This window comes from Salinicola lusitanus (genome assembly GCF_038648475.1).
Lineage (GTDB): Bacteria > Pseudomonadota > Gammaproteobacteria > Pseudomonadales > Halomonadaceae > Salinicola > Salinicola lusitanus.
This window is the reverse complement of the sequence record NZ_CP151919.1, coordinates 1,709,912-1,727,261: the sequence shown is the minus strand read 5'-3', so window position 1 is coordinate 1,727,261 and position 17,350 is coordinate 1,709,912. Positions and strand designations below refer to the sequence as shown.

Genomic DNA, 17,350 nt, shown 5'->3' with positions numbered 1-17,350 from the left:
GCGGCGCGACGATGCGCCAGCCACCACGTAGGCGCTTCGATCAGCGCTTCTTGATCTCGTGTCCGCCGAATTCGTTGCGCATGGCGGAGAGCAGCTTGTCACCATAGGAGTCCTGCTCGCGCGAGCGCAGCCGTTCGAGCAGAGAGAGAGTGATCACCGGCGCGCTGACCTCGAGTTCGATCGCCTCGTCCACGGTCCAGCGCCCCTCGCCGGAGTCCGAGACATAGGGCGCGATACCCTCCAGCGATGGATTCTTTTCCAGTGCATCGGCGGTCAGGTCGAGCAGCCAGGAGCGCACCACGCTGCCGTAGCGCCAGATCTCGGCGATCTGATGCAGATCGAGCTCGAAATCCTTGCGCTCCATGATCGCGAAGCCCTCGGCGTAGGCCTGCATCATGCCGTACTCGATGCCGTTGTGGACCATCTTGGTGAAGTGACCCGCGCCGCTTGGCCCGACATGCCCCCACCCCTTGTCCGCGGCGGGTGCGAGCGCTTCGAACAGCGGCCGGAGCGACTCCACCACGTCGGTCTCGCCGCCCACCATCATGCTGTAGCCCTCGGCGAGCCCCCAGACGCCGCCGCTGGTGCCGACATCCACATAGTGCAGCCGACTCGTGCGCGACTGCGCCGCGCGGCGCAGCGTGTCCTTGTACATCGAGTTGCCGCCGTCGATGATCACGTCGTCGGCGGCCAGCAGCGGTTCGAGTTCGGCGATCAGCTTGTCCACTGGCGGGCCTGCAGGCACCATCAGCCAGACGATCCTGGGTGACGGCAGCGCGTCGACTGCCGCCGCCAGCGACACCGCCGGCTCGATGCCTTTATCCGCCGCCCTGGCCCTCGCCTCCTCGCTGGGATCGACGCCCACCACGCGATGGCCGTTGCGTACCAGGCGCTCCGCCATATTGGCGCCCATGCGCCCCAAGCCCACCATTGCAAGATCCATACGAACTCCTGTCGAGCGTGAACGGAGATGACGGGGCTGGCCCGCCAGTCGCTAACTTGCCGAACGGGTCAAATGACCGGCGATCAGGCGCCGAATGGGCCAGGCCGTCTCGCCGGCTCTCAATACCGCCTTGCGTAACAGCCTGGCCGGTGGCCGATCATCGGTATAGAGCCCGACGATCGCCAAGGTGGCCGCGAACAGCGGGCCTGTCGCCAGCCGCTGTTCGCGCTGATACCGCCTGAGCAGAGCCGGCGAGGCGATGTCGCGCCCCTGCTGGCGTGCCTCGCCAACCAGCTCCGCCAGCCTGGCGAGGCCCTGCAGGCCGAGATTGAAACCATGGGCCGTCACCGGGTGCATGCCGACGGCGGCATCACCGATCAGCGCCTGACGGTGACCGACGAAACGCTCGGCATAGACGCTGACCAGCGGATAACAGTGCGGCTCGGCGATCCGATGCATGGCGCCGAGCCGACCCTCGAAACGCCGGGTGATATCGGCGTCGAACGCCGCGTCGCTCAGCGCCAACTGCTGCGCCATCGCCTCGGGGGAGAGGGTGAGCACCAGCGACGAGCAGTGGGTATCGACCGGCAACAACGCCAGGGTCTGACCGTAGCCGAACCACTCCCAGGCGGTCTGGTCGTGAGGCTCGTCGTGGTGCATCCGGCAGACCAGCATCTGCTCGCCGTGCTGGTAGGTACGGGCCGGAATCCCCATGGCCCGCCGCGTGGTGGAGAAGCGGCTGTCCGCTGCCACCAGCAGCGAAGCCTGGACACGTTCGCCACTGCCGAGCTCGATATCGACCGCTGCCTCGTTGGCCTGGAACCGCACGATCTCGCCTTCGTCGCGCCACAGGATATCCCCCGCTCCCGGCGCTTCCGGCTGCAGGGCACCGTAGGCAGCCCGACGAATCACCCGATTGGGTACCAGGCAACCGAGCGGGTCGTCCCGGGTGGCGCCCGGCGCGATCTCCATCGCGAACAGTGACTGGCCGTCGAAGACCTTGGCGGCTCGCATTCGGGTCCGTTCAGCGGGATCGATACCCGACCAGACGCCGAGTCGATCGAGGATCTGCTGCGATGCTCGGGTCAGCGCGATCTCACGCCCGTCGTTGCCAGGGTCCGCCATTGCCGACCTCGGCTGGCGGTCGATCAGCATCGAACTCACGCCCTGGCGCGACAGTGCATTGGCGAAACAGAGGCCGATCGGCCCCGCGCCGACGATGGCGACATCGACCTGCGTGGTCGGGGTTGAATCATCCATTCCTACCGCTCCCTAGCCTCAATGGGCGTAACGGTAACGGAAAAGCCTTCGGCGGCGAAGTCGCCACGCCTGTCGAGCGTCGCGCTCGAGGAGCAACGGCGTGGCGCCCGGCGAGACACGAACGGCGCCGAGTTGGCGGTGCCCTGCCGGCTCGACGCCGGAGCGAGCTCTCAATGCCCTTCGCCATGAATGTTGATGTGCCCGGTCTTGTCCCGGAATATCTTCTCCTCGAACTCGACTTCCAGGTGCTTGTCGCCCTTCTGCCTGAGCCGGTGATACTCCAGGCCACTGAAGCTCAATTCGAGCTGATCGTCGTATTCGTCGAGCAGGCGCTTGAATTCGCCAACGTTGATAATCATGCCATCTCCTTTTTCTCGAGGGGACGTCGAACTCCTTCCGACACTCCAAGCCTAGACCATGATGCGGGTTCGGAGTTTCCTCGTCACATCGAGGATCGCGGACGGTCATCACCGCGCTTGGACAGAAGCGCCTGGTTGCTCTAGCGTAGAGCGGCGCCAGCAAGGCGTCTCATCGCCCTATCATCGATACTCGCGGATCGTTTCACCGGAACCCCGTCGGGGTTTCTTTTCCAGCCAGGAGTATGAATTCATGAATCTTCGTTTCCTCTCCGCCGCCCTGTTGACCGCGTCCATCGCCGCCTCCCCCATGGCGTCGGCCTTCAGCTTCGACAGCGTCAAGAAAAACGCCGGCGAGGTGATGTCCGGGCACTCCTCCCAGGGTCAGGGGGCAGGCGCCACCGGCGGCGCCTCGCTGCTCAGCTCGCTCGGCTCCGGGTCGATGAATCTCGGCAGCATGCAGAATGTGGCCGGAGTGCTGGGCTACTGCCAGCAGCAGGGCTATACCGAGAGCACGACCGACCAGGTCAAGAGTCGCCTGCTCGAGAAGGTCGGCGGTCAGAGTCAGGCCAAGGAGGATGCCGGCTATCAACAGGGCCTGAGCGGCCTGCTGCAGGGCGGCAATGGCCAGACCTTCAGCCTGACCAATCTCAAGGAGCAGGCAGGTAAAAAGGCCTGCGGCATGATCACCGACAAGGCCATGTCCTCTTTCCTCGGCGGCTGACACTCGCCCTCGCGCCATTCAATCCCGCTCCACGGGCGTCCCCGCCGCTCCCGGCTCACGGCAACGGGGCGCCCGTTCCTGCGGCGACGGCCATCCTCGCCGCTCCGGCTCATGGCGGAGCATCGGCCTCGCCACGTTGCCGACAGAACTCGACGAATCGCTCGATCAACGGACTGCGATACTTGTCGCGGTGCAGCACCAGACTGAACTCCCGGGTCATATCCAGGTCCAGTTCGATCTCGACCAGACGTCCATCTCTCAAGGCGTGCCGCGCCTCCAGCGCGGAAAGGCAGGTCAGCCCGAGCCCGGCCGCGGCGGCGTTGATGATCGCCTCCGCCGAGTTGATCTCCAGGCTCAGTTCCCACTGGGGTAACCGCGGGGCGATGAACCGCATGAACTGCTCCCGGGTGCCGGAGCCCGGTTCGCGCAGCAGCCACGCGTACTCTGCCAGCCTCTCGACCGCCACCGGCCCCAGGGCTGCCAGCGGGTGATCGCGGGAGGCCGCCACCAGCATCCGGTCGCGGCGCCACGGCAGCACGTGGAAACGCTCTCCGGCGACGCGGCCCTCGATCATGCCGACGTCCAGCTCGAACGCTTCCAGCGCGGTGCAGATCGAGGCACTGTTGGCGATGGTGATCCGCTGATCACGATGCCCGCTCTCGACCCGGAAGTCCCGCAACAGCGCCGGCAACAGCTGGTGACCGATCGTGTAACTGGCGCCGATGTGGAGATGCCCGCCCAGGGCATCGTTGTCGAACAGCTGCTCGATCGCTTCGCTGCGGGCCAGCAGCTCATCCGCCATCGGCAGCAGCCGCCGCCCCTGGTCGTTGAGATAGAGTCGGTTGCGGTGGCGATCGAAGAGCGTGCGACCGCACTGCTTCTCCAATTCCGCCAGCGCGATGCTGACCGCCGGCTTGGTCAGGAACAGCGTCGCTGCCGCGGCGGTCAAGGTGCGCTCGCGCGCCACCGCGACGAACACTTGAAGCTGACGGAACGTGATCGCCATTGCTTCCTCGCTTTGATCAAACCTCGTTCGTTGAATTTTATAAAACGACCAGTAAACAAAGTTAAAATATAACGATAGCGCAAAATGCCATAAGGTGTCTCCATCGATCATGAGGAGACCCTCCATGCCGACCCTGACCCAACGTCTTCAGACTGCGCCGACGCCGATGGCCGGCCTGGCGCTGGGGATCTCCAGCCTGGGCTGGAGCTGGGAGAGTTTCGCGCCCCTCGAGGGCAGGGCGCAGTTGGCCGGTGCGATAGCCGCGACGGTGCTGCTGTTGATCCTCAGTGCCAAGTTCGTGCTTCACCCTCGGCTGCTGTGGACGGACCTGGCCCACCCGGTCGTCGGCAGCGTCGTGCCAACCTTCGCCATGGCGCTGATGGTGGTCTCGAAAGCCGCCGGTGAATGGCTGGCGCCTTCCGTCGGTGTCGCGCTCTGGCTCGTGGCGGTAGCGCTGCACCTGAGCTTTCTCGTCGCCTTCGTGGTACACCGGGCGCGGGCGTTCGAACTCCACCACATGGTGCCGGCGTGGTTCGTGCCGCCGGTGGGGATCATCGTCGCCGACGTGGCGTTTCCGGGCGTCTCGGCACTGCATCCGCTGGCGATCGGCCTGCTCTATCTCGGCATGGGTCTCTACGCCATCCTGCTGCCGGTCATGATCTATCGACTGATCTTCGCCGACGAGATCCCCGATCCCGCCAAACCGACCATCGCCATCATGGCGGCACCGGCCAGTCTGTCACTGGCCGGCTACCTCACCGTCGTCGAGACGCCGTCGCCGCTGCTGGTCGCGCTGCTGGGCGGCATCGCGGTCCTGATGACCCTGATCATCTATCTGGCCTTTTTCAAACTGCTGCGCCTGCCCTACAGCCCGGGATATGCCGCCTTCACCTTTCCCATGGTGATCGGCGCCACGGCCCTGGCGAAGACCGCCGACTGGATGCAGACCCACGGCTTCAGCGCCCACGATGTCGCGATCGTCCACGCCCTGGCAACGCTGGAGGTGATCGTCGCCAGCGTCATCGTCGGCTATGTGGCGCTGCGCTATCTCGGTTTCTATCTACGCGGCTGGCGTGCCGGCGCCCTGGCCCGCACGGTCTGAGAAAAGCGCCCTGGAACGAGCCGACGGCCCCACGTGGCAGATCGCGCTGGCATGCGCCACACTCGGAAACATGCCGACCTCCCTGAAAAACCCTCGCGACATGCCTGCCTGGCGTCTCTGCCTCGTTGGCCTGCTGACGCTGCTGCCGCTCGAGCCGGCGGCCGCGGCCCTGGCCGCCGACAAGCGGGAGAGCCTCGTCGAGCGCGCCGGCGCCCTGCCGCGCAGCCATACCCTGCTGGTCGCCATCGATGGCGAGACCGTCATCGAAGAGGGCTTTCGCGGCCACGCGACCGACGAGACGGCCAATATCAAGTCGCTCTCCAAGACGCTGATCTCGGCCCTGGTGGGCGCGGCCATCGACCGCGGCGTGATCGAGAGCGTCGATCAGCCCGTCGTCGAGCTGCTGGGGACCCGGGCCCCCGCGGATGTCGACCCACGCGTCAGCGAGATCACCGTCGGTAACCTGCTGTCGATGCAGGCCGGACTGGAGCGCACCTCCGGCGGCAACTATGGCGCCTGGGTGACGAGCGCGAACTGGGTCGGCGATGCCCTGACGCGCCCCTTCGTCGCCGAGATCGGCGGGCGCATGCTCTACTCCACCGGCAACAGCCACCTGCTCTCCGCCGCACTGACCGAGGCCTCCGGGCGCAGCACGCTGGCGCTGGCCCGGGACTGGCTGGGCGATCCGCTCGACGTTGCCGTTCCGCCGTGGACGCGGGACCCGCAAGGGATCTACTTCGGTGGCAACGAGATGGGCCTGACGCCACGCGCGCTACTGCGATTCGGCGAGCTCTATCGCCAGGGTGGCATGCACGAGGGACAGGCCATCATCTCCGCCCACTGGATCGAGCAGTCGTGGCAGCCCCGCACCCGCTCGTTCTTCAACGGCGATGACTACGGCTATGGCTGGTTCATCACCGAACTCGCCGGCGAACCGGTCTACTACGGCTGGGGCTACGGCGGCCAACTGCTCTACGTCATCCCCTCCCGCGCCATGACCGTCGTCATGACTTCCGATCCCACCCCGCCCTCGAACGGCAGCGCCTACAACACCCGTGTCGAGGCACTGGTCAGCGAATTGATCGAGGCGACAGCCACGAACGAAGCGACCGCCAGCGCCGAAGGCGGCTAGCACGACAAAAATCGCTTATCCCTGGCCAAAGAAAAATCGATTGGACGCTAACGTCCGAAATCGGTTTCCTCTTATCAAGCGACTCACTCCAACTCCAAACACAATCGAGAGCGCACCATGAGACGTTCGATGCTCGCCGCGACGCTCGCGGCACTATCCGCTGTCGCCTTGACCACGGCCGCCCATGCCGAGACCTGGCGCATGGCTACCAAGATGCCGGTCGACAGTCCGGAAGGAGAGCTCTTCCAGGCGTTCGCCGACAAGGTCGAGCAGTACACCGACGGCGAACTCACCATTCAGGTATTTCCCAACGAACAGCTCGGCAAGGAAGACGCCATCCTCGAGCAGTTGCAGTCGGGGGTCGTCACGATCTACGCCGAAGGCTTCAATTTCCTGAAGCGCTGGGAGCCCGACCTGGCCTGGGTCGTGGCACCGTTCGCCTTCGACGATTACGATCACTGGTCGCGTTTCATGAACTCCGAGCTGGTCGACGGCTGGTTCGAGCATGCCGCCGGGAAGTCCGGCATCGTGCCGCTCAGCGACCCCTCCGCTATCGTGCGCGGGCCCTATCGTGTGCTGGTCTCCAATAAGCCGGTCGCCGGGCTTCAGGACGTCGACGGCCTGAAAATGCGCATGCCGGCCAATCAGTTGCTGATGAAAGTCTGGGACAACCTGGGCGCCCAGGTCATGACTCTCCCATGGACGGAGGTCTATCAATCGATCTCCAAGGATATCGTCCAGGCGGTTACCAGCCCCGTTGCCATGGTCGAGTCGATGCGTTTCAACGAGGTAGCGCCCTACATGGCGCGTACCAACGAGTACTATCAGTCGATCGGCTTCATGACCAACCGGGCAGCGCTCGATGCGCTGGACGACGACACTCGGGCCGGCCTGATGCGGGCCTACCGGGAAACCGGCAAGGAGAGCCATGACGCCCTGGCCAAAGTGACCCGGGCCAGCCTCGAGCGAATGCAGCAACATGGCCTGAGCTATACCGAACTGGATACGCAGCCATTCATCGAGCGCACCCAGCAGCTCTATCGGCAGATGGATACCGCCGGCGATCTACCCGAGGGATTCCTGCAGACGGTCAAAGACACTCGCGGCGCAGCGGAGTGATGACGCCATGAGTGAGCAAGACAACGTCATTCGACGCCTGGTGGCGGGTGCCGATCGAGCGCTGTGGACGCTCGGCGGGGCCTGCCTGTGGCTCTGCAATCTGTGCCTCCTTGCGATGCTCGCACTGACGGCGGCCACTTTTCTGCTGCGTCCTTTCGATGTCTCGGTGTGGTGGTTCTGGCCGTGGACCATGGTGCTGTTCATCTGGCTGAGCTTCTTCGGCTTCTTCGCCATCTACGTCCGCCTCAAGGACGTGCGTATCGACTTCCTGGTCAAACGCCTTGGCCAAGCCGGCGATATCGTCAGTCGCTTGCTCTCCGATGCGGTCGGCTTGGGCGTCAGCGTGATTCTGGTGCAACAGGCCCCTACGGTGATGGCTTCCGCCGCCGGGTTCGTCGAGGGCGTGCTGCTGCCCTGGGGTGACGAGCTTCCGCGGCAGGCGCTGTTCGTGCCGCTCTTCATCTCCAGCGCGCTGGTGGCCCTGACCGCACTCGTCGATATCGCCAAGTGCTGCGTCGGCCTCCCCGAGAATACCGCGCCACTCCATCCGGAGGTGGCACCATGATCTACGTTCTGTTTGGCGTCTTCCTGATGCTGATCCTGCTGCGGGTACCGATTTCGATCGCCATCGGCGGCGCGGTGACCCTCGCCTTTCTCACCTCGGATTTCTCGACGGCCCTGCAGATCATTCCGCAGCAGATGCTGGAGGGGGTCAACAAGGCCTCGCTGACGGCCGTGCCGTTCTTCATCATGGCCGGCAACCTGATGAACGTCACCGGTGTCACCGACCGCATCTTCGCCTTCGCCAATGCGCTGGTGGGTCACTTCCGTGCCGGGCTGGCGCAGGTCAACGTCCTCTCCTCGATGATCTTCGCCGGCATCTCCGGCGCTGCGGTCGCGGATTGCGCCGGCCTGGGAGCGATCGAGATCAAGGCGATGCGCGAGCGAGGCTATCGCGCGGACTTCTCCGCCGCCATCACCGTGGCCTCCTCGGTGATCGGGCCGTTGATTCCGCCTTCCATCGGGCTGGTGATCTACGCCTTCCTGGCCCAGGTCTCCATTGAACGCATGTTCCTGGCAGGACTGGTCCCGGGGCTGCTGGTGGGCTTGTCGCTGATGCTCTATCTGCGGCTGCGCGCGACTCGCAAAACGTTCCCCATGCAACCACGTGCCTCGCGACGGGAGATCGCGGTGACTGGCAGGCACGGTTTCCTGGCCCTGCTGGCGCCAGCGATCATTCTCGGCTCGATCATGACCGGTTTCGTCACCGCGACCGAAGCGGGCGTGCTGGCATGTCTCTACTGTATCGGACTGGGGCTATGGTATCGCGAGCTGACCTGGCGAAAGTTCCGTGAGGCGCTCACCGACACCACTTCGATGACGGCAGTGATCATGATCATCATCGCCTTTTCCATTGCCATGGGCTGGGTGCTGGCGATCGAGCAGGCGCCTCAACACATCGCCAACCAGATGTTCGCCCTGACCGACAACCGCTACGTGTTCCTGATGCTATTGCTGGTCTTCATCGTCGTGGTCGGCTGCGTGGTCGAAGGTGTGCCGGCCAAGCTGATCCTGGTGCCGACGCTGCTGCCGGTGATCGACGCCTACGGTATCGACCGCGTGCACTTCGGCATCATCATCCAGCTCGGCCTGCTGCTCGGCATCGCCACGCCGCCGATGGGGATCGGACTCTACATCGTCTCGAAGGTCGGTCGCGTCCGCTTCGAAGACGTCACGCTGGCCGTCCTTCCCATGCTGGTTCCGCTGTTCCTGGTGCTGCTGTTGATCACCTTCGTTCCCGGCGTGGCGACCCTTCTGCCTGACCTGCTGCTGGGGCCTTCGTGAACCGGCCCGACGCGAAGGTCATCGACACACGATCGACCGCCATGATCGGACACTGACAGCGGTCGGTCTCGACTCGTCGCCTATCCCCAAACACAAGAGAGCCATGATGACGCAACTGACCTACAAGATTAATCCCATGCCGGAGCCGATCGCCGCCGACAAGCTGGAGCGTCTCGCCAAGCTCGAGACCGCAACCCTGGGCCACTTCTATCACTTCGGCTTCGCCAGCCCGGCGATCTCGCCGGTACTGCCGAGCAAGACCGTCGTCGGCACCGTCTGCACGCTGGCGATCCCGGGGCTCGACAGCACCCTCCTGCATCACTGCCTGGCTCAGATGGGCCCGGGGTATTTTCTCGCCGTGGACCGTCTCGGCGACCGCAAGTACGCCTGCTGGGGCGGCGGCGTAACCCGTATGGCGGCGTCGATGCAGATCGCCGGCGGCTGCGTCGACGGCCCTCATACCGACACCGCCGAGATTCGCGAGCAGGACTTCCCGATGTGGTCCCGCGGTGCCTCGCCGGTCACCACGCGGCTCTACAATACCGGTGGCGGCTTCAATATTCCGGTCGCGATCGGGGGAGCCGCCGTACTGCCAGGCTATGCGGTACTCGCCGACGAGTGCGGGGTACTGTTCATCGCCCCCGAGGATCTGGACGCCGTGCTCGACGCGGGCGAGACCAAGACCGCCACCGGCCTCAAGAACGAAGCCCGTGTCAGCGCGGGAGAGCGCCTGGGTGATCTGTCCGGCGCTTCCCGTATGATCGAAGAAAAACTGGCAACCTGAGGCAGCCATGGCCACCAACACGCTTCATGCCGATATCGACAACTGGACCCTGGCCACGCCTGCCGCGCGCTCCCCGAACGGCGTGGTCGCTTCCCAGCACCGTTTGGCAGCGCAGGCGGGCGCTGCCCAGCTCGATGCCGGCGGCAACGCCATCGATGCCATCGTCGCCACCGCCTACGCCCTCAATGCCGTCGAGCCGTGGATGAGCGGGCTCGGCGGCTCGGGCTTCATGGTGATCTGGCTGGCGCGGGAGCAGCGCGCGGTAGCCCTCGATTTTCAGGGCACCCTGGCCGGTGATACCCGCCTCGAAGACTATCCGGTCGATCCTGGCCTGCCGGCGACCCCCATGGGCTTCCCCGGCGTGGTCGATAACGCCAATATCGAAGGCTATCGCTCGATCACCGTACCCGGCGCCGTGGCCGGGCTCGAACATGCGTTGCGCCGTTTCGGCACGAAGCCGCGTGCCGAGGTGATGGCACCGGCGATCGCGCTGGCCGACCGCGGCCTGCATGTCGACTGGTTCACCAGCCTGCAGATCGGTGTCTGTGCCAGGACGCTGGCCCGCGACCCGATATCGGCCTCGATCTATCTGCCTGGCGGGCATCCGGCCACGCCAGAGAGCCGGCTACGCATTCCGCAGCTCGCCGGAGCGCTCACCGAGATCGCCGAAGCGGGCGCCGAAAGCTTCTATCGCGGCGCCCTGGCCGAGCGGATCGTCGCCGACCTTCAGGCCGGCGGCTCGCGCATCTCGCGGGAGGATCTCGCCGCCTACGAGGTGTTCGAGTATGCCGCCATGGCCGCCGAGCATCGCGGCTACACGCTCTATACCCCAGGCGAGGCCTCCGGCGGCCTGCGCCAGCGGGAGATGCTGGCGCACGCGCTCGATGCCATGCCTGCGCCGCCGGAAAACCCGACACCTGAGACCTGGCTCGTCTATGCCGAGGCGCTCGAGGCGTGCTGGAAGCAGCACAAGATTCGCAACGGCGTGCTGAGCGCGGCCGACGGCGAGAACGGCGCCTGTACTTCGTCGATGTCATCGGTGGATGCCGAGGGCAATATGGTCGCGCTCACCTACACGCTCCTCAATCGCTTCGGTTCCGGCGTCACCCTGCCGGCGACCGGGATGCTGATGAACGACAGCGTCAGCTATTTCGATCCGCGCCCCGGTTACCCCACCACCATGGCCGGCGGCAAGCGCATCAACTCTTCGAACATGTGCCCCACCGTCGCGGTGAGGGACGGCGAGGCACGCTTCTCGGTGGGCGCCTCTGGCGGCAATCTGATCATGCCGGCGGTGACCCAGGTCGCGGCGCTGATGATGGATTTCGACATGAGCCTGGAACGGGCCGTGCACCATCCGCGTCTCGATGCCAGCTATCGCGGCTCGGTGCGGGTCGATCCCCGCTTCAGCCCCGAGACGCTGGCGCGGCTGGGCGAGCGCTTCGCACTGGAGATCGCCCAGCAGCTGGTATTTCCCAAGCTCTACGCCTGCGTCTCGGCGGTCTCGCGGGACCCGGAAACCGGCGAATGTATTGGCATCAACGATCCCACTCAGCCGATCGGCGGGGGCGCCGCGCCGACGCCGTTCAGGCTGGGGTCGCTCGGCAGCGATGCGCCCGCGGTACGGCCCTGAACCGACGGCACCGTGGTCATGCCGAGTCGACGAAGCGCGCATAGTCGAGGTGGTCATCGCACCAGGTCTTCGCGGCATGGCGCGCCAGCTCGAAGAGGTCGTCTATCAGCGGGCGGCGCGATTCGTTGAGGTGCACGCAGCGAATCTCCAAAGGTGCCAGCGCGGTCGTGGTGGGGATTTCGACCAGCAGGCCACTGGCGATATCGGGCTCCACCACCGCCAGCGGAATCGCCGAGGGACCAAAACCCTGACGCAGCATCTCGACGATCATCGGCAGCGAGTTGGCATAGTGTCGTGGCCCCCGGCCGAGCTGGTCTTCATGCACGTAGTCGGCAATCGGCGAGAACAGTGGCGACGAACGCGGGTAGAGAATCAGCGGCATCTGACGCAGTTCGTCGGGCGTCCTGGACCTGGCAACATCGGCCGCGCCGTCGGTACGCGTCACCCAGCCGACGCGATACTGCACCGCAAAGCTGCCTTCGACAGGCGAGAGTCCGGCGTCGTTGGAGAGAAAGGCAATGTCGATGCTCCCCGAGGCTATCATCGGTCGCAGTTGATAGTTTGCCGAAGCGTGGAAGTCGACGACGAGATCCGCCGCGTGGTGGGCGATGTCGTCCTTCAGGGCCACGCCCCAGGTCAGCGCTGCCGGCCCGGTCATCGCGATCGAGAGCCGCTGGTGCTGGCGCTGATGGAGACGGCTATTCATCGCCTCGCGAAGATTCAGGAACTGCTCGGCATAGCCGGCCACCGCATGGCCCGATTCGGTGAGCGCGAAGTCATGGCCACGCCGCTCGACCAGAGGGGTGCCGAGTGCCTCTTCGAGTGCGCTGATACGCGCGGATACGGCAGGCTGTGTCAGGCTGAGCCGCTCGGCGACCCGTTGATAGTTACCCAGTTGGGCCAGCCAGTAGAAGGCTTCCAGTTGCTTGAAATTCATCCTTGGGACATCCCCAACCTTGTTCTTATCAGGTAGATCATCATGACCATCATTGTTTCACACCCCCATCGCGAAAAGATCGACTGGTGGATCGAGCAGCTCCAGGCGCTGCTCCCGAGCTGGACGATCCGCCCGATCCACGATCCGGGCGATGTCGAGGCAGTCACCTATGCCGTAGCGTGGAAGCCGAAGACCGGCGCGTTTCTCCCCTTCCCCAACCTCAAGGCGATCGTCTCGCTGGGCGCCGGGATCGATCACGTCCTGGCCGACCGCGAGCTGCCATCGGGGGTGCCGATCATCCGCACCGTGGGGGCAGATCTGACCCAGCGTATGCGCGAATACGTGGCGCTGCATGTGCTGCGCCATCACCGCGACATGCCGACAATCACCGCCAATCAGCGCGAGCGGCACTGGCAGCAGCTGGTGGTGCCGCCCGCCACCGGTCGCACCGTCGGCATCATGGGGCTGGGCAATCTCGGCGGCAATGCCGCGCTGACGCTCGCCGCCCTCGGTTTCGAGACGCTCGGCTGGTCACGTACGCAGCGCGAGATCGAGGGGGTCACCACCTACGCCGGCGATGCCGGATTCGATGATTTCATCGGCAACTGCGAGATTCTGGTCTGTCTGCTGCCGTTGACCGAGGCGACGACGGGGATCCTCGACGCCGAGCTCTTCGCCAGGCTCCCGCGAGGCGCCAGCCTCATCAATGCCGGCCGGGGTCAGCATCTGGTCGAGGCGGATCTCGCCGCGGCCCTGGACGATGGCCAACTGAGCCACGCCACGCTGGATGTCTTCCACATCGAGCCGCTGCCGAGCGAGCATCCGTTCTGGTCGCATCCCAGGATCACGGTGACGCCTCACATCGCCTCGCTGATCGATCCCGCCACCGGCAGCCGCATCGTTGCCGCCAATATCGAACGCTTCGAGCAGACCGGGCACGTGGATGATCTAGCCGATGCCACACGCGGGTATTGACGCAAAATAGCTCACCCACCAATAACGGCCTGTTGCCGGAGAAACCAACCCAAACTGCAAGGGCGATCGTCCGATCCCTTTTCAGCATAGGAGTTTCAAAAACAATTAATTGACATGTCAAAAACACGAGTTCAACCTTTCTAAATAAACTCCGTACAATAAACAGGAATTTGAGCCGTGTCGGACACCTCTACCTTTCGCCCCGAGACCTGGTTGGAGAGCCGCGAGCCAATCTTCGAAGGCCAGCGACTCTCATCGCACTACCTGACCATGCGGGACGGTATTCGCCTCGCCGTTGACATCCACCTTCCCGGCCGTCAGCCCTCCTCTGACGCCCGACTCCCCGTCGTCGCATTCTTCACGCCTTACTACCGGCGCATGAAATTGAAGCCCGCCACCCCGGATGACACGGAAGACTGTCCCAACATCGCCGTGTTCCGCTCGCTGCTGCTGGCGCGAGGCTATGCGCTGGTTGCCGTGGACGTGCGTGGTAGTGGCGCTTCCTATGGCACTCGCACCGGCTTGCGTTCTCCCAACGAGCGCGAGGACTACCTGGAGGTGATCGACTGGATCAGCCAACAGTCCTGGTGCAGCGGCGCGATAGGAGTGACCGGCATCTCCTACCTCGGCGCGGCTGCCGATTTCACCGCGTCCTGGGCCCATCCAGCCGTCAAGGCTATCGTGCCGCACTCGGCGGTCTGGGATACCTGGTCGAATCAGCTCTACCCGGGAGGCGTCATGTGCCGTCGACTGGTCAAGGAGTACGGCCGTCTGATGGAGGCGCTCGACGACGATGCCGCCGACGAGAGGGCCAGCTTCCCCTATTTTCGCGGCGACCACTTCGAGGGTCCGGCGCCGGTCGATGAAGACACGGACGGCGCCATGCTTGCCGCAGCACTGAAGGAGCATGTCGCCAACTTCGACATGGCAGATTTCGTCCACCAACTGCCCTACCGGGACCGGGCCCTGCATACGTCGCCGGACTTCACATCGGCTACCATCAGCCCCTACCACTACGCCAATCGCACCGCCGACTCACAGACCGCCGTCTACACGATCTCCGGCTGGATGGACGGCCATTACTCCCGTGGCGCGGCGCTGCGTTTCAACTGGCAGCGAAACCCCGACAAGCGACTGATGCTCGGCGCATGGGATCATGGGGCCCGCACCGGCTCCAGCCCGTTTCGACACGATCCGGCACCGCAGGACAAGGCGCTAGCGGAGACGTTGCGTTTCTTCGACCAGCATCTGATGGGTTTGGAAACCGGTATCGGCAATGAACCACCGGTGCACTATTACACCGTGGGGGAAGAACGCTGGAAGTCCGCCAGCGAGTGGCCACCCGCGGAGACGACGCTCAACAGGCTCTACTTTCAGCCCGACCACCGGCTCGCCGACACCGCGCCGACGGCGGAAACGGCAGCGGACCGATATGTCGGCGACTATCGCTGCGGTAGCGGTAACCAGTCCCGCTACAACCGCCTCTACGCCCAGAACGTCGAGCGCTACTACCCAGACTGGCATGGTCGGGACGAGCGCATGCTCTGCTATACCACCGACCGCTTAGAATCGGACATGGAGGTGACCGGCCACCCCGTCGTGCGACTGTTCCTAGAGAGCGATACCGAGGACTGCGCCCTGTTCGTCTATCTCGAGGACATCGATGAACAGGGGCAGGCATCCTATGTCACCGAAGGTGTCTTCCGCGCCCTGCACCGACGACTCTCGTCCGGCCCCGATAATATTCCGTCGCTTGGCCCGGATCACAGTTTCAACGAATGCGACGCCCGCTACCTGATTCCCGGCGAGCGTAGCGAGATCGCCTTCGACTTGCTGCCGATATCGTGGCTGTTCAAGGCTGGCCATCGCCTACGGGTGGCGATCGCACTTGCTGACAACGACCACTTCTCCCGTATTCCGGATGGCGTCGTGCCAACCATCACCATAGGCCGACAAGCCGCCCACGCCTCGCATATCGAACTGCCCATGATGGCCCGCCGATAACCCTTTCCCCGTTTCGGACAGGCCCGCGACGACCGGTCGGGCGTCGCTCAACGCAAAGAACAAGCCCACAACAACCAATGGGGTCTCTCCATGCAATTCTTGACACGGCTGTGCCTCAAGTTCGTCCAGACCTGTCTGCCCAACGCGATGCTGTTGGCCATCGCGTTGAGCGCGGTCGTCTTCCTGCTCGGCGTGACCATCGAAGGGCAGAGCGCCTATACCATGCTCAACGGTTGGGGAGAGGGATTCTCGAATCTCTACAAGTTCGCCATGCAGATGTGCCTGATTCTGCTGACAGGCTTCGTCATCGCCAAGACGCCAATCGTCGCGCGCCTCATCGATCGCCTGGTCGACATCCCCGACAACCCGGCCCAGGCCGCCGGTATCATCGCCGTCGTATCAATGGTGACCTTCTATATCAACTGGGGGTTCGGCATGATCGTCGGTGCCTTCCTTGCCCGGGAGATGGGGCGCCGCGTGCCAGGACTCCATTTTCCCCTCGCCGTTGCCGCCGCTTATTCGGGGGAGATCGTCCGTGGCACCACGGCCTCGATCCCGCTGTTGATGGCCTCCGAAGGTAATTTCATGCAGGACGTGGTGGGTATCGTACCGATCACCGACACTCTCTACTCGTGGTGGAACGTCGCCCTGACTCTGGTGCTGCTGGCATTGCTCTATTTCGTTTTTACCCGGGTCAAACCGGAGGGTGACGAGGTCAAGCAGTTCCAGGGCGAGCCCTTGAACAATGACACGGGGATCGTCGATACCCGCCAGATGCCGTGGGCCGAAAAGTTGGAGCACTATCGCCTGCCCAATCTCGTGCTGGCGCTGTTGCCCCTGGGATACCTGGTGATCAACTTCCAACAGCTCGGCTTCACGCTGAGTCTGAACCTGGTCATCCTGATCTTCCTGACCATAGGCCTGTTGCTGCAACCTAGCCCCGCAAGCTTCGGCAAGGCGGTCAAGGAAGGCGTCCTCTCTTGTCGCGGCATCATCATGCAGTTTCCGCTGTACGCCGGGATTGCCGGCATGGTCAAGGTCTCGGGACTGGCCGACACCCTCTCGACCTGGTTCGTTGATATCGCCAACGTTCATACCTTCCCGATCCTGACGTTCGTGTCGGCGGGGATCATCAACATATTCATCCCTTCCGGCGGCGGCCAATGGGCCATTCAAGGACCGATCATGCTGGACGCGGCGAAGACGCTGGGGGCCGACATACCGCAGACCATCATGGCCTTTACTTGGGGTGATGCCTGGACCAACCAGATGCAGCCGTTCTGGGCACTGCCGCTGCTGGGCGTTGCCGGCCTCTCCGCCAGGGACATCATGGGCTACTGCGTGATGTGGACATTGCTGTGCGGCGCTACCATCATCGCGGCTTTCGTGCTGCTCTCCATGCTGTAAAGTGGCCGCATCACCACACACCAACGTCGAGTGTCGTCCGAGAGGCCGGCGGGTGCAGACAGTTTCCGGCGACACTCGGGCTGCTCCAGCATCCGGCGGACTCATCGGGCGCCACTGCGCCAT

Annotated in this window: 16 protein-coding genes; 11 read left to right on the top strand and 5 right to left on the bottom strand. The window is 64.3% G+C overall.

From position 1 onward, the window contains the following. Nucleotides 1–40 precede the first annotated feature (40 nt). The 3 genes from gnd to AAGT95_RS07950 form a co-directional block, all read right to left on the bottom strand. Nucleotides 41–943: a phosphogluconate dehydrogenase (NAD(+)-dependent, decarboxylating) gene (gene gnd / locus AAGT95_RS07960; protein ID WP_110597681.1), complete on the bottom strand. Its 903-nt coding sequence runs from the start codon at nucleotides 941–943 to the stop codon at nucleotides 41–43. Between the two features lie 51 nt (nucleotides 944–994). Next, complete coding sequence (ubiM, locus tag AAGT95_RS07955) at nucleotides 995–2,203, bottom strand: 5-demethoxyubiquinol-8 5-hydroxylase UbiM (protein ID WP_342596125.1); 1,209 nt, start codon at nucleotides 2,201–2,203, stop codon at nucleotides 995–997. A gap of 170 nt (nucleotides 2,204–2,373) precedes the next feature. Beyond that, entirely contained in the window at nucleotides 2,374–2,562 is a 189-nt protein-coding gene (locus tag AAGT95_RS07950) for a hypothetical protein (RefSeq protein ID WP_110597683.1), read from the bottom strand. A 250-nt stretch (nucleotides 2,563–2,812) separates the two neighbouring features. Between AAGT95_RS07950 and AAGT95_RS07945 the strand changes: the two genes are divergently transcribed. Continuing rightward, nucleotides 2,813–3,283 (top strand): DUF2501 domain-containing protein, encoded by a 471-nt coding sequence (locus AAGT95_RS07945; protein WP_342596124.1) that lies wholly within the window; start codon nucleotides 2,813–2,815, stop codon nucleotides 3,281–3,283. A gap of 109 nt (nucleotides 3,284–3,392) precedes the next feature. Here the strand turns inward: AAGT95_RS07945 and AAGT95_RS07940 are convergent, their stop codons facing one another. Next, on the bottom strand, nucleotides 3,393–4,289 hold the full coding sequence (locus tag AAGT95_RS07940) for a LysR substrate-binding domain-containing protein (protein WP_342596123.1): 897 nt from the start codon (nucleotides 4,287–4,289) through the stop codon (nucleotides 3,393–3,395). A gap of 124 nt (nucleotides 4,290–4,413) precedes the next feature. Here AAGT95_RS07940 and AAGT95_RS07935 point away from each other — a divergent pair, with 124 nt between their 5' ends. The 7 genes from AAGT95_RS07935 (at nucleotide 4,414) to AAGT95_RS07905 (ending at nucleotide 11,904) form a co-directional block, all read left to right on the top strand. Further along, nucleotides 4,414–5,391: a TDT family transporter gene (locus AAGT95_RS07935; RefSeq protein WP_342596122.1), complete on the top strand. Its 978-nt coding sequence runs from the start codon at nucleotides 4,414–4,416 to the stop codon at nucleotides 5,389–5,391. A gap of 70 nt (nucleotides 5,392–5,461) precedes the next feature. Continuing rightward, nucleotides 5,462–6,523, top strand: coding sequence for a serine hydrolase (locus AAGT95_RS07930; RefSeq protein WP_342596121.1), 1,062 nt, complete (start codon nucleotides 5,462–5,464; stop codon nucleotides 6,521–6,523). 117 nt (nucleotides 6,524–6,640) lie between these two features. Next, the gene (locus AAGT95_RS07925) at nucleotides 6,641–7,642 is read left to right on the top strand and encodes a TRAP transporter substrate-binding protein (protein WP_342596120.1); all 1,002 of its coding nucleotides are present in this window, start codon (nucleotides 6,641–6,643) and stop codon (nucleotides 7,640–7,642) included. A 7-nt stretch (nucleotides 7,643–7,649) separates the two neighbouring features. Next, nucleotides 7,650–8,207 carry a TRAP transporter small permease subunit gene (locus AAGT95_RS07920; RefSeq protein WP_110597689.1) on the top strand — a complete coding sequence of 186 codons (558 nt, stop codon included), beginning with the start codon at nucleotides 7,650–7,652 and terminating at the stop codon, nucleotides 8,205–8,207. Continuing rightward, nucleotides 8,204–9,487: a TRAP transporter large permease gene (locus AAGT95_RS07915; RefSeq protein ID WP_342596119.1), complete on the top strand. Its 1,284-nt coding sequence runs from the start codon at nucleotides 8,204–8,206 to the stop codon at nucleotides 9,485–9,487. The genes AAGT95_RS07920 and AAGT95_RS07915 overlap by 4 nt, the downstream gene beginning before the upstream one ends. A gap of 103 nt (nucleotides 9,488–9,590) precedes the next feature. Next, nucleotides 9,591–10,271, top strand: a complete 681-nt coding sequence (locus AAGT95_RS07910) for an RraA family protein (protein WP_205909363.1) — start codon at nucleotides 9,591–9,593, stop codon at nucleotides 10,269–10,271. 7 nt (nucleotides 10,272–10,278) lie between these two features. Continuing rightward, nucleotides 10,279–11,904: a gamma-glutamyltransferase gene (locus AAGT95_RS07905; protein WP_342596118.1), complete on the top strand. Its 1,626-nt coding sequence runs from the start codon at nucleotides 10,279–10,281 to the stop codon at nucleotides 11,902–11,904. Nucleotides 11,905–11,920: 16 nt separating this feature from the next. Here AAGT95_RS07905 and AAGT95_RS07900 read toward each other — a convergent pair whose 3' ends face one another. Then, on the bottom strand, nucleotides 11,921–12,841 hold the full coding sequence (locus tag AAGT95_RS07900; protein WP_110597692.1) for a LysR family transcriptional regulator: 921 nt from the start codon (nucleotides 12,839–12,841) through the stop codon (nucleotides 11,921–11,923). A gap of 42 nt (nucleotides 12,842–12,883) precedes the next feature. Here AAGT95_RS07900 and AAGT95_RS07895 point away from each other — a divergent pair, with 42 nt between their 5' ends. The 3 genes from AAGT95_RS07895 to AAGT95_RS07885 all read left to right on the top strand — a co-directional run bounded on the left by AAGT95_RS07895 (nucleotide 12,884) and on the right by AAGT95_RS07885 (nucleotide 17,227). Further along, the gene (locus AAGT95_RS07895) at nucleotides 12,884–13,816 is read left to right on the top strand and encodes a glyoxylate/hydroxypyruvate reductase A (protein ID WP_342596117.1); all 933 of its coding nucleotides are present in this window, start codon (nucleotides 12,884–12,886) and stop codon (nucleotides 13,814–13,816) included. Between the two features lie 177 nt (nucleotides 13,817–13,993). After that, nucleotides 13,994–15,820 carry a CocE/NonD family hydrolase gene (locus tag AAGT95_RS07890; RefSeq protein ID WP_342596116.1) on the top strand — a complete coding sequence of 609 codons (1,827 nt, stop codon included), beginning with the start codon at nucleotides 13,994–13,996 and terminating at the stop codon, nucleotides 15,818–15,820. A gap of 90 nt (nucleotides 15,821–15,910) precedes the next feature. Beyond that, nucleotides 15,911–17,227 (top strand): short-chain fatty acid transporter, encoded by a 1,317-nt coding sequence (locus tag AAGT95_RS07885; protein ID WP_110597695.1) that lies wholly within the window; start codon nucleotides 15,911–15,913, stop codon nucleotides 17,225–17,227. Nucleotides 17,228–17,350: the final 123 nt, after the last annotated feature.

Coding starts and splice junctions, on each gene's coding strand:
- AAGT95_RS07935 (WP_342596122.1), top strand. CDS start 4,414: ATGCCGACCCTGACCCAACGTCTTCAGACTGCGCCGACGCCGATGGCC.
- AAGT95_RS07895 (WP_342596117.1), top strand. CDS start 12,884: ATGACCATCATTGTTTCACACCCCCATCGCGAAAAGATCGACTGGTGG.
- AAGT95_RS07885 (WP_110597695.1), top strand. CDS start 15,911: ATGCAATTCTTGACACGGCTGTGCCTCAAGTTCGTCCAGACCTGTCTG.
- AAGT95_RS07910 (WP_205909363.1), top strand. CDS start 9,591: ATGATGACGCAACTGACCTACAAGATTAATCCCATGCCGGAGCCGATC.
- AAGT95_RS07915 (WP_342596119.1), top strand. CDS start 8,204: ATGATCTACGTTCTGTTTGGCGTCTTCCTGATGCTGATCCTGCTGCGG.
- AAGT95_RS07900 (WP_110597692.1), bottom strand. CDS start 12,841: ATGAATTTCAAGCAACTGGAAGCCTTCTACTGGCTGGCCCAACTGGGT.
- AAGT95_RS07925 (WP_342596120.1), top strand. CDS start 6,641: ATGAGACGTTCGATGCTCGCCGCGACGCTCGCGGCACTATCCGCTGTC.
- ubiM (WP_342596125.1), bottom strand. CDS start 2,203: ATGGATGATTCAACCCCGACCACGCAGGTCGATGTCGCCATCGTCGGC.
- gnd (WP_110597681.1), bottom strand. CDS start 943: ATGGATCTTGCAATGGTGGGCTTGGGGCGCATGGGCGCCAATATGGCG.
- AAGT95_RS07945 (WP_342596124.1), top strand. CDS start 2,813: ATGAATCTTCGTTTCCTCTCCGCCGCCCTGTTGACCGCGTCCATCGCC.
- AAGT95_RS07905 (WP_342596118.1), top strand. CDS start 10,279: ATGGCCACCAACACGCTTCATGCCGATATCGACAACTGGACCCTGGCC.
- AAGT95_RS07930 (WP_342596121.1), top strand. CDS start 5,462: ATGCCGACCTCCCTGAAAAACCCTCGCGACATGCCTGCCTGGCGTCTC.
- AAGT95_RS07940 (WP_342596123.1), bottom strand. CDS start 4,289: ATGGCGATCACGTTCCGTCAGCTTCAAGTGTTCGTCGCGGTGGCGCGC.
- AAGT95_RS07920 (WP_110597689.1), top strand. CDS start 7,650: ATGAGTGAGCAAGACAACGTCATTCGACGCCTGGTGGCGGGTGCCGAT.
- AAGT95_RS07950 (WP_110597683.1), bottom strand. CDS start 2,562: ATGATTATCAACGTTGGCGAATTCAAGCGCCTGCTCGACGAATACGAC.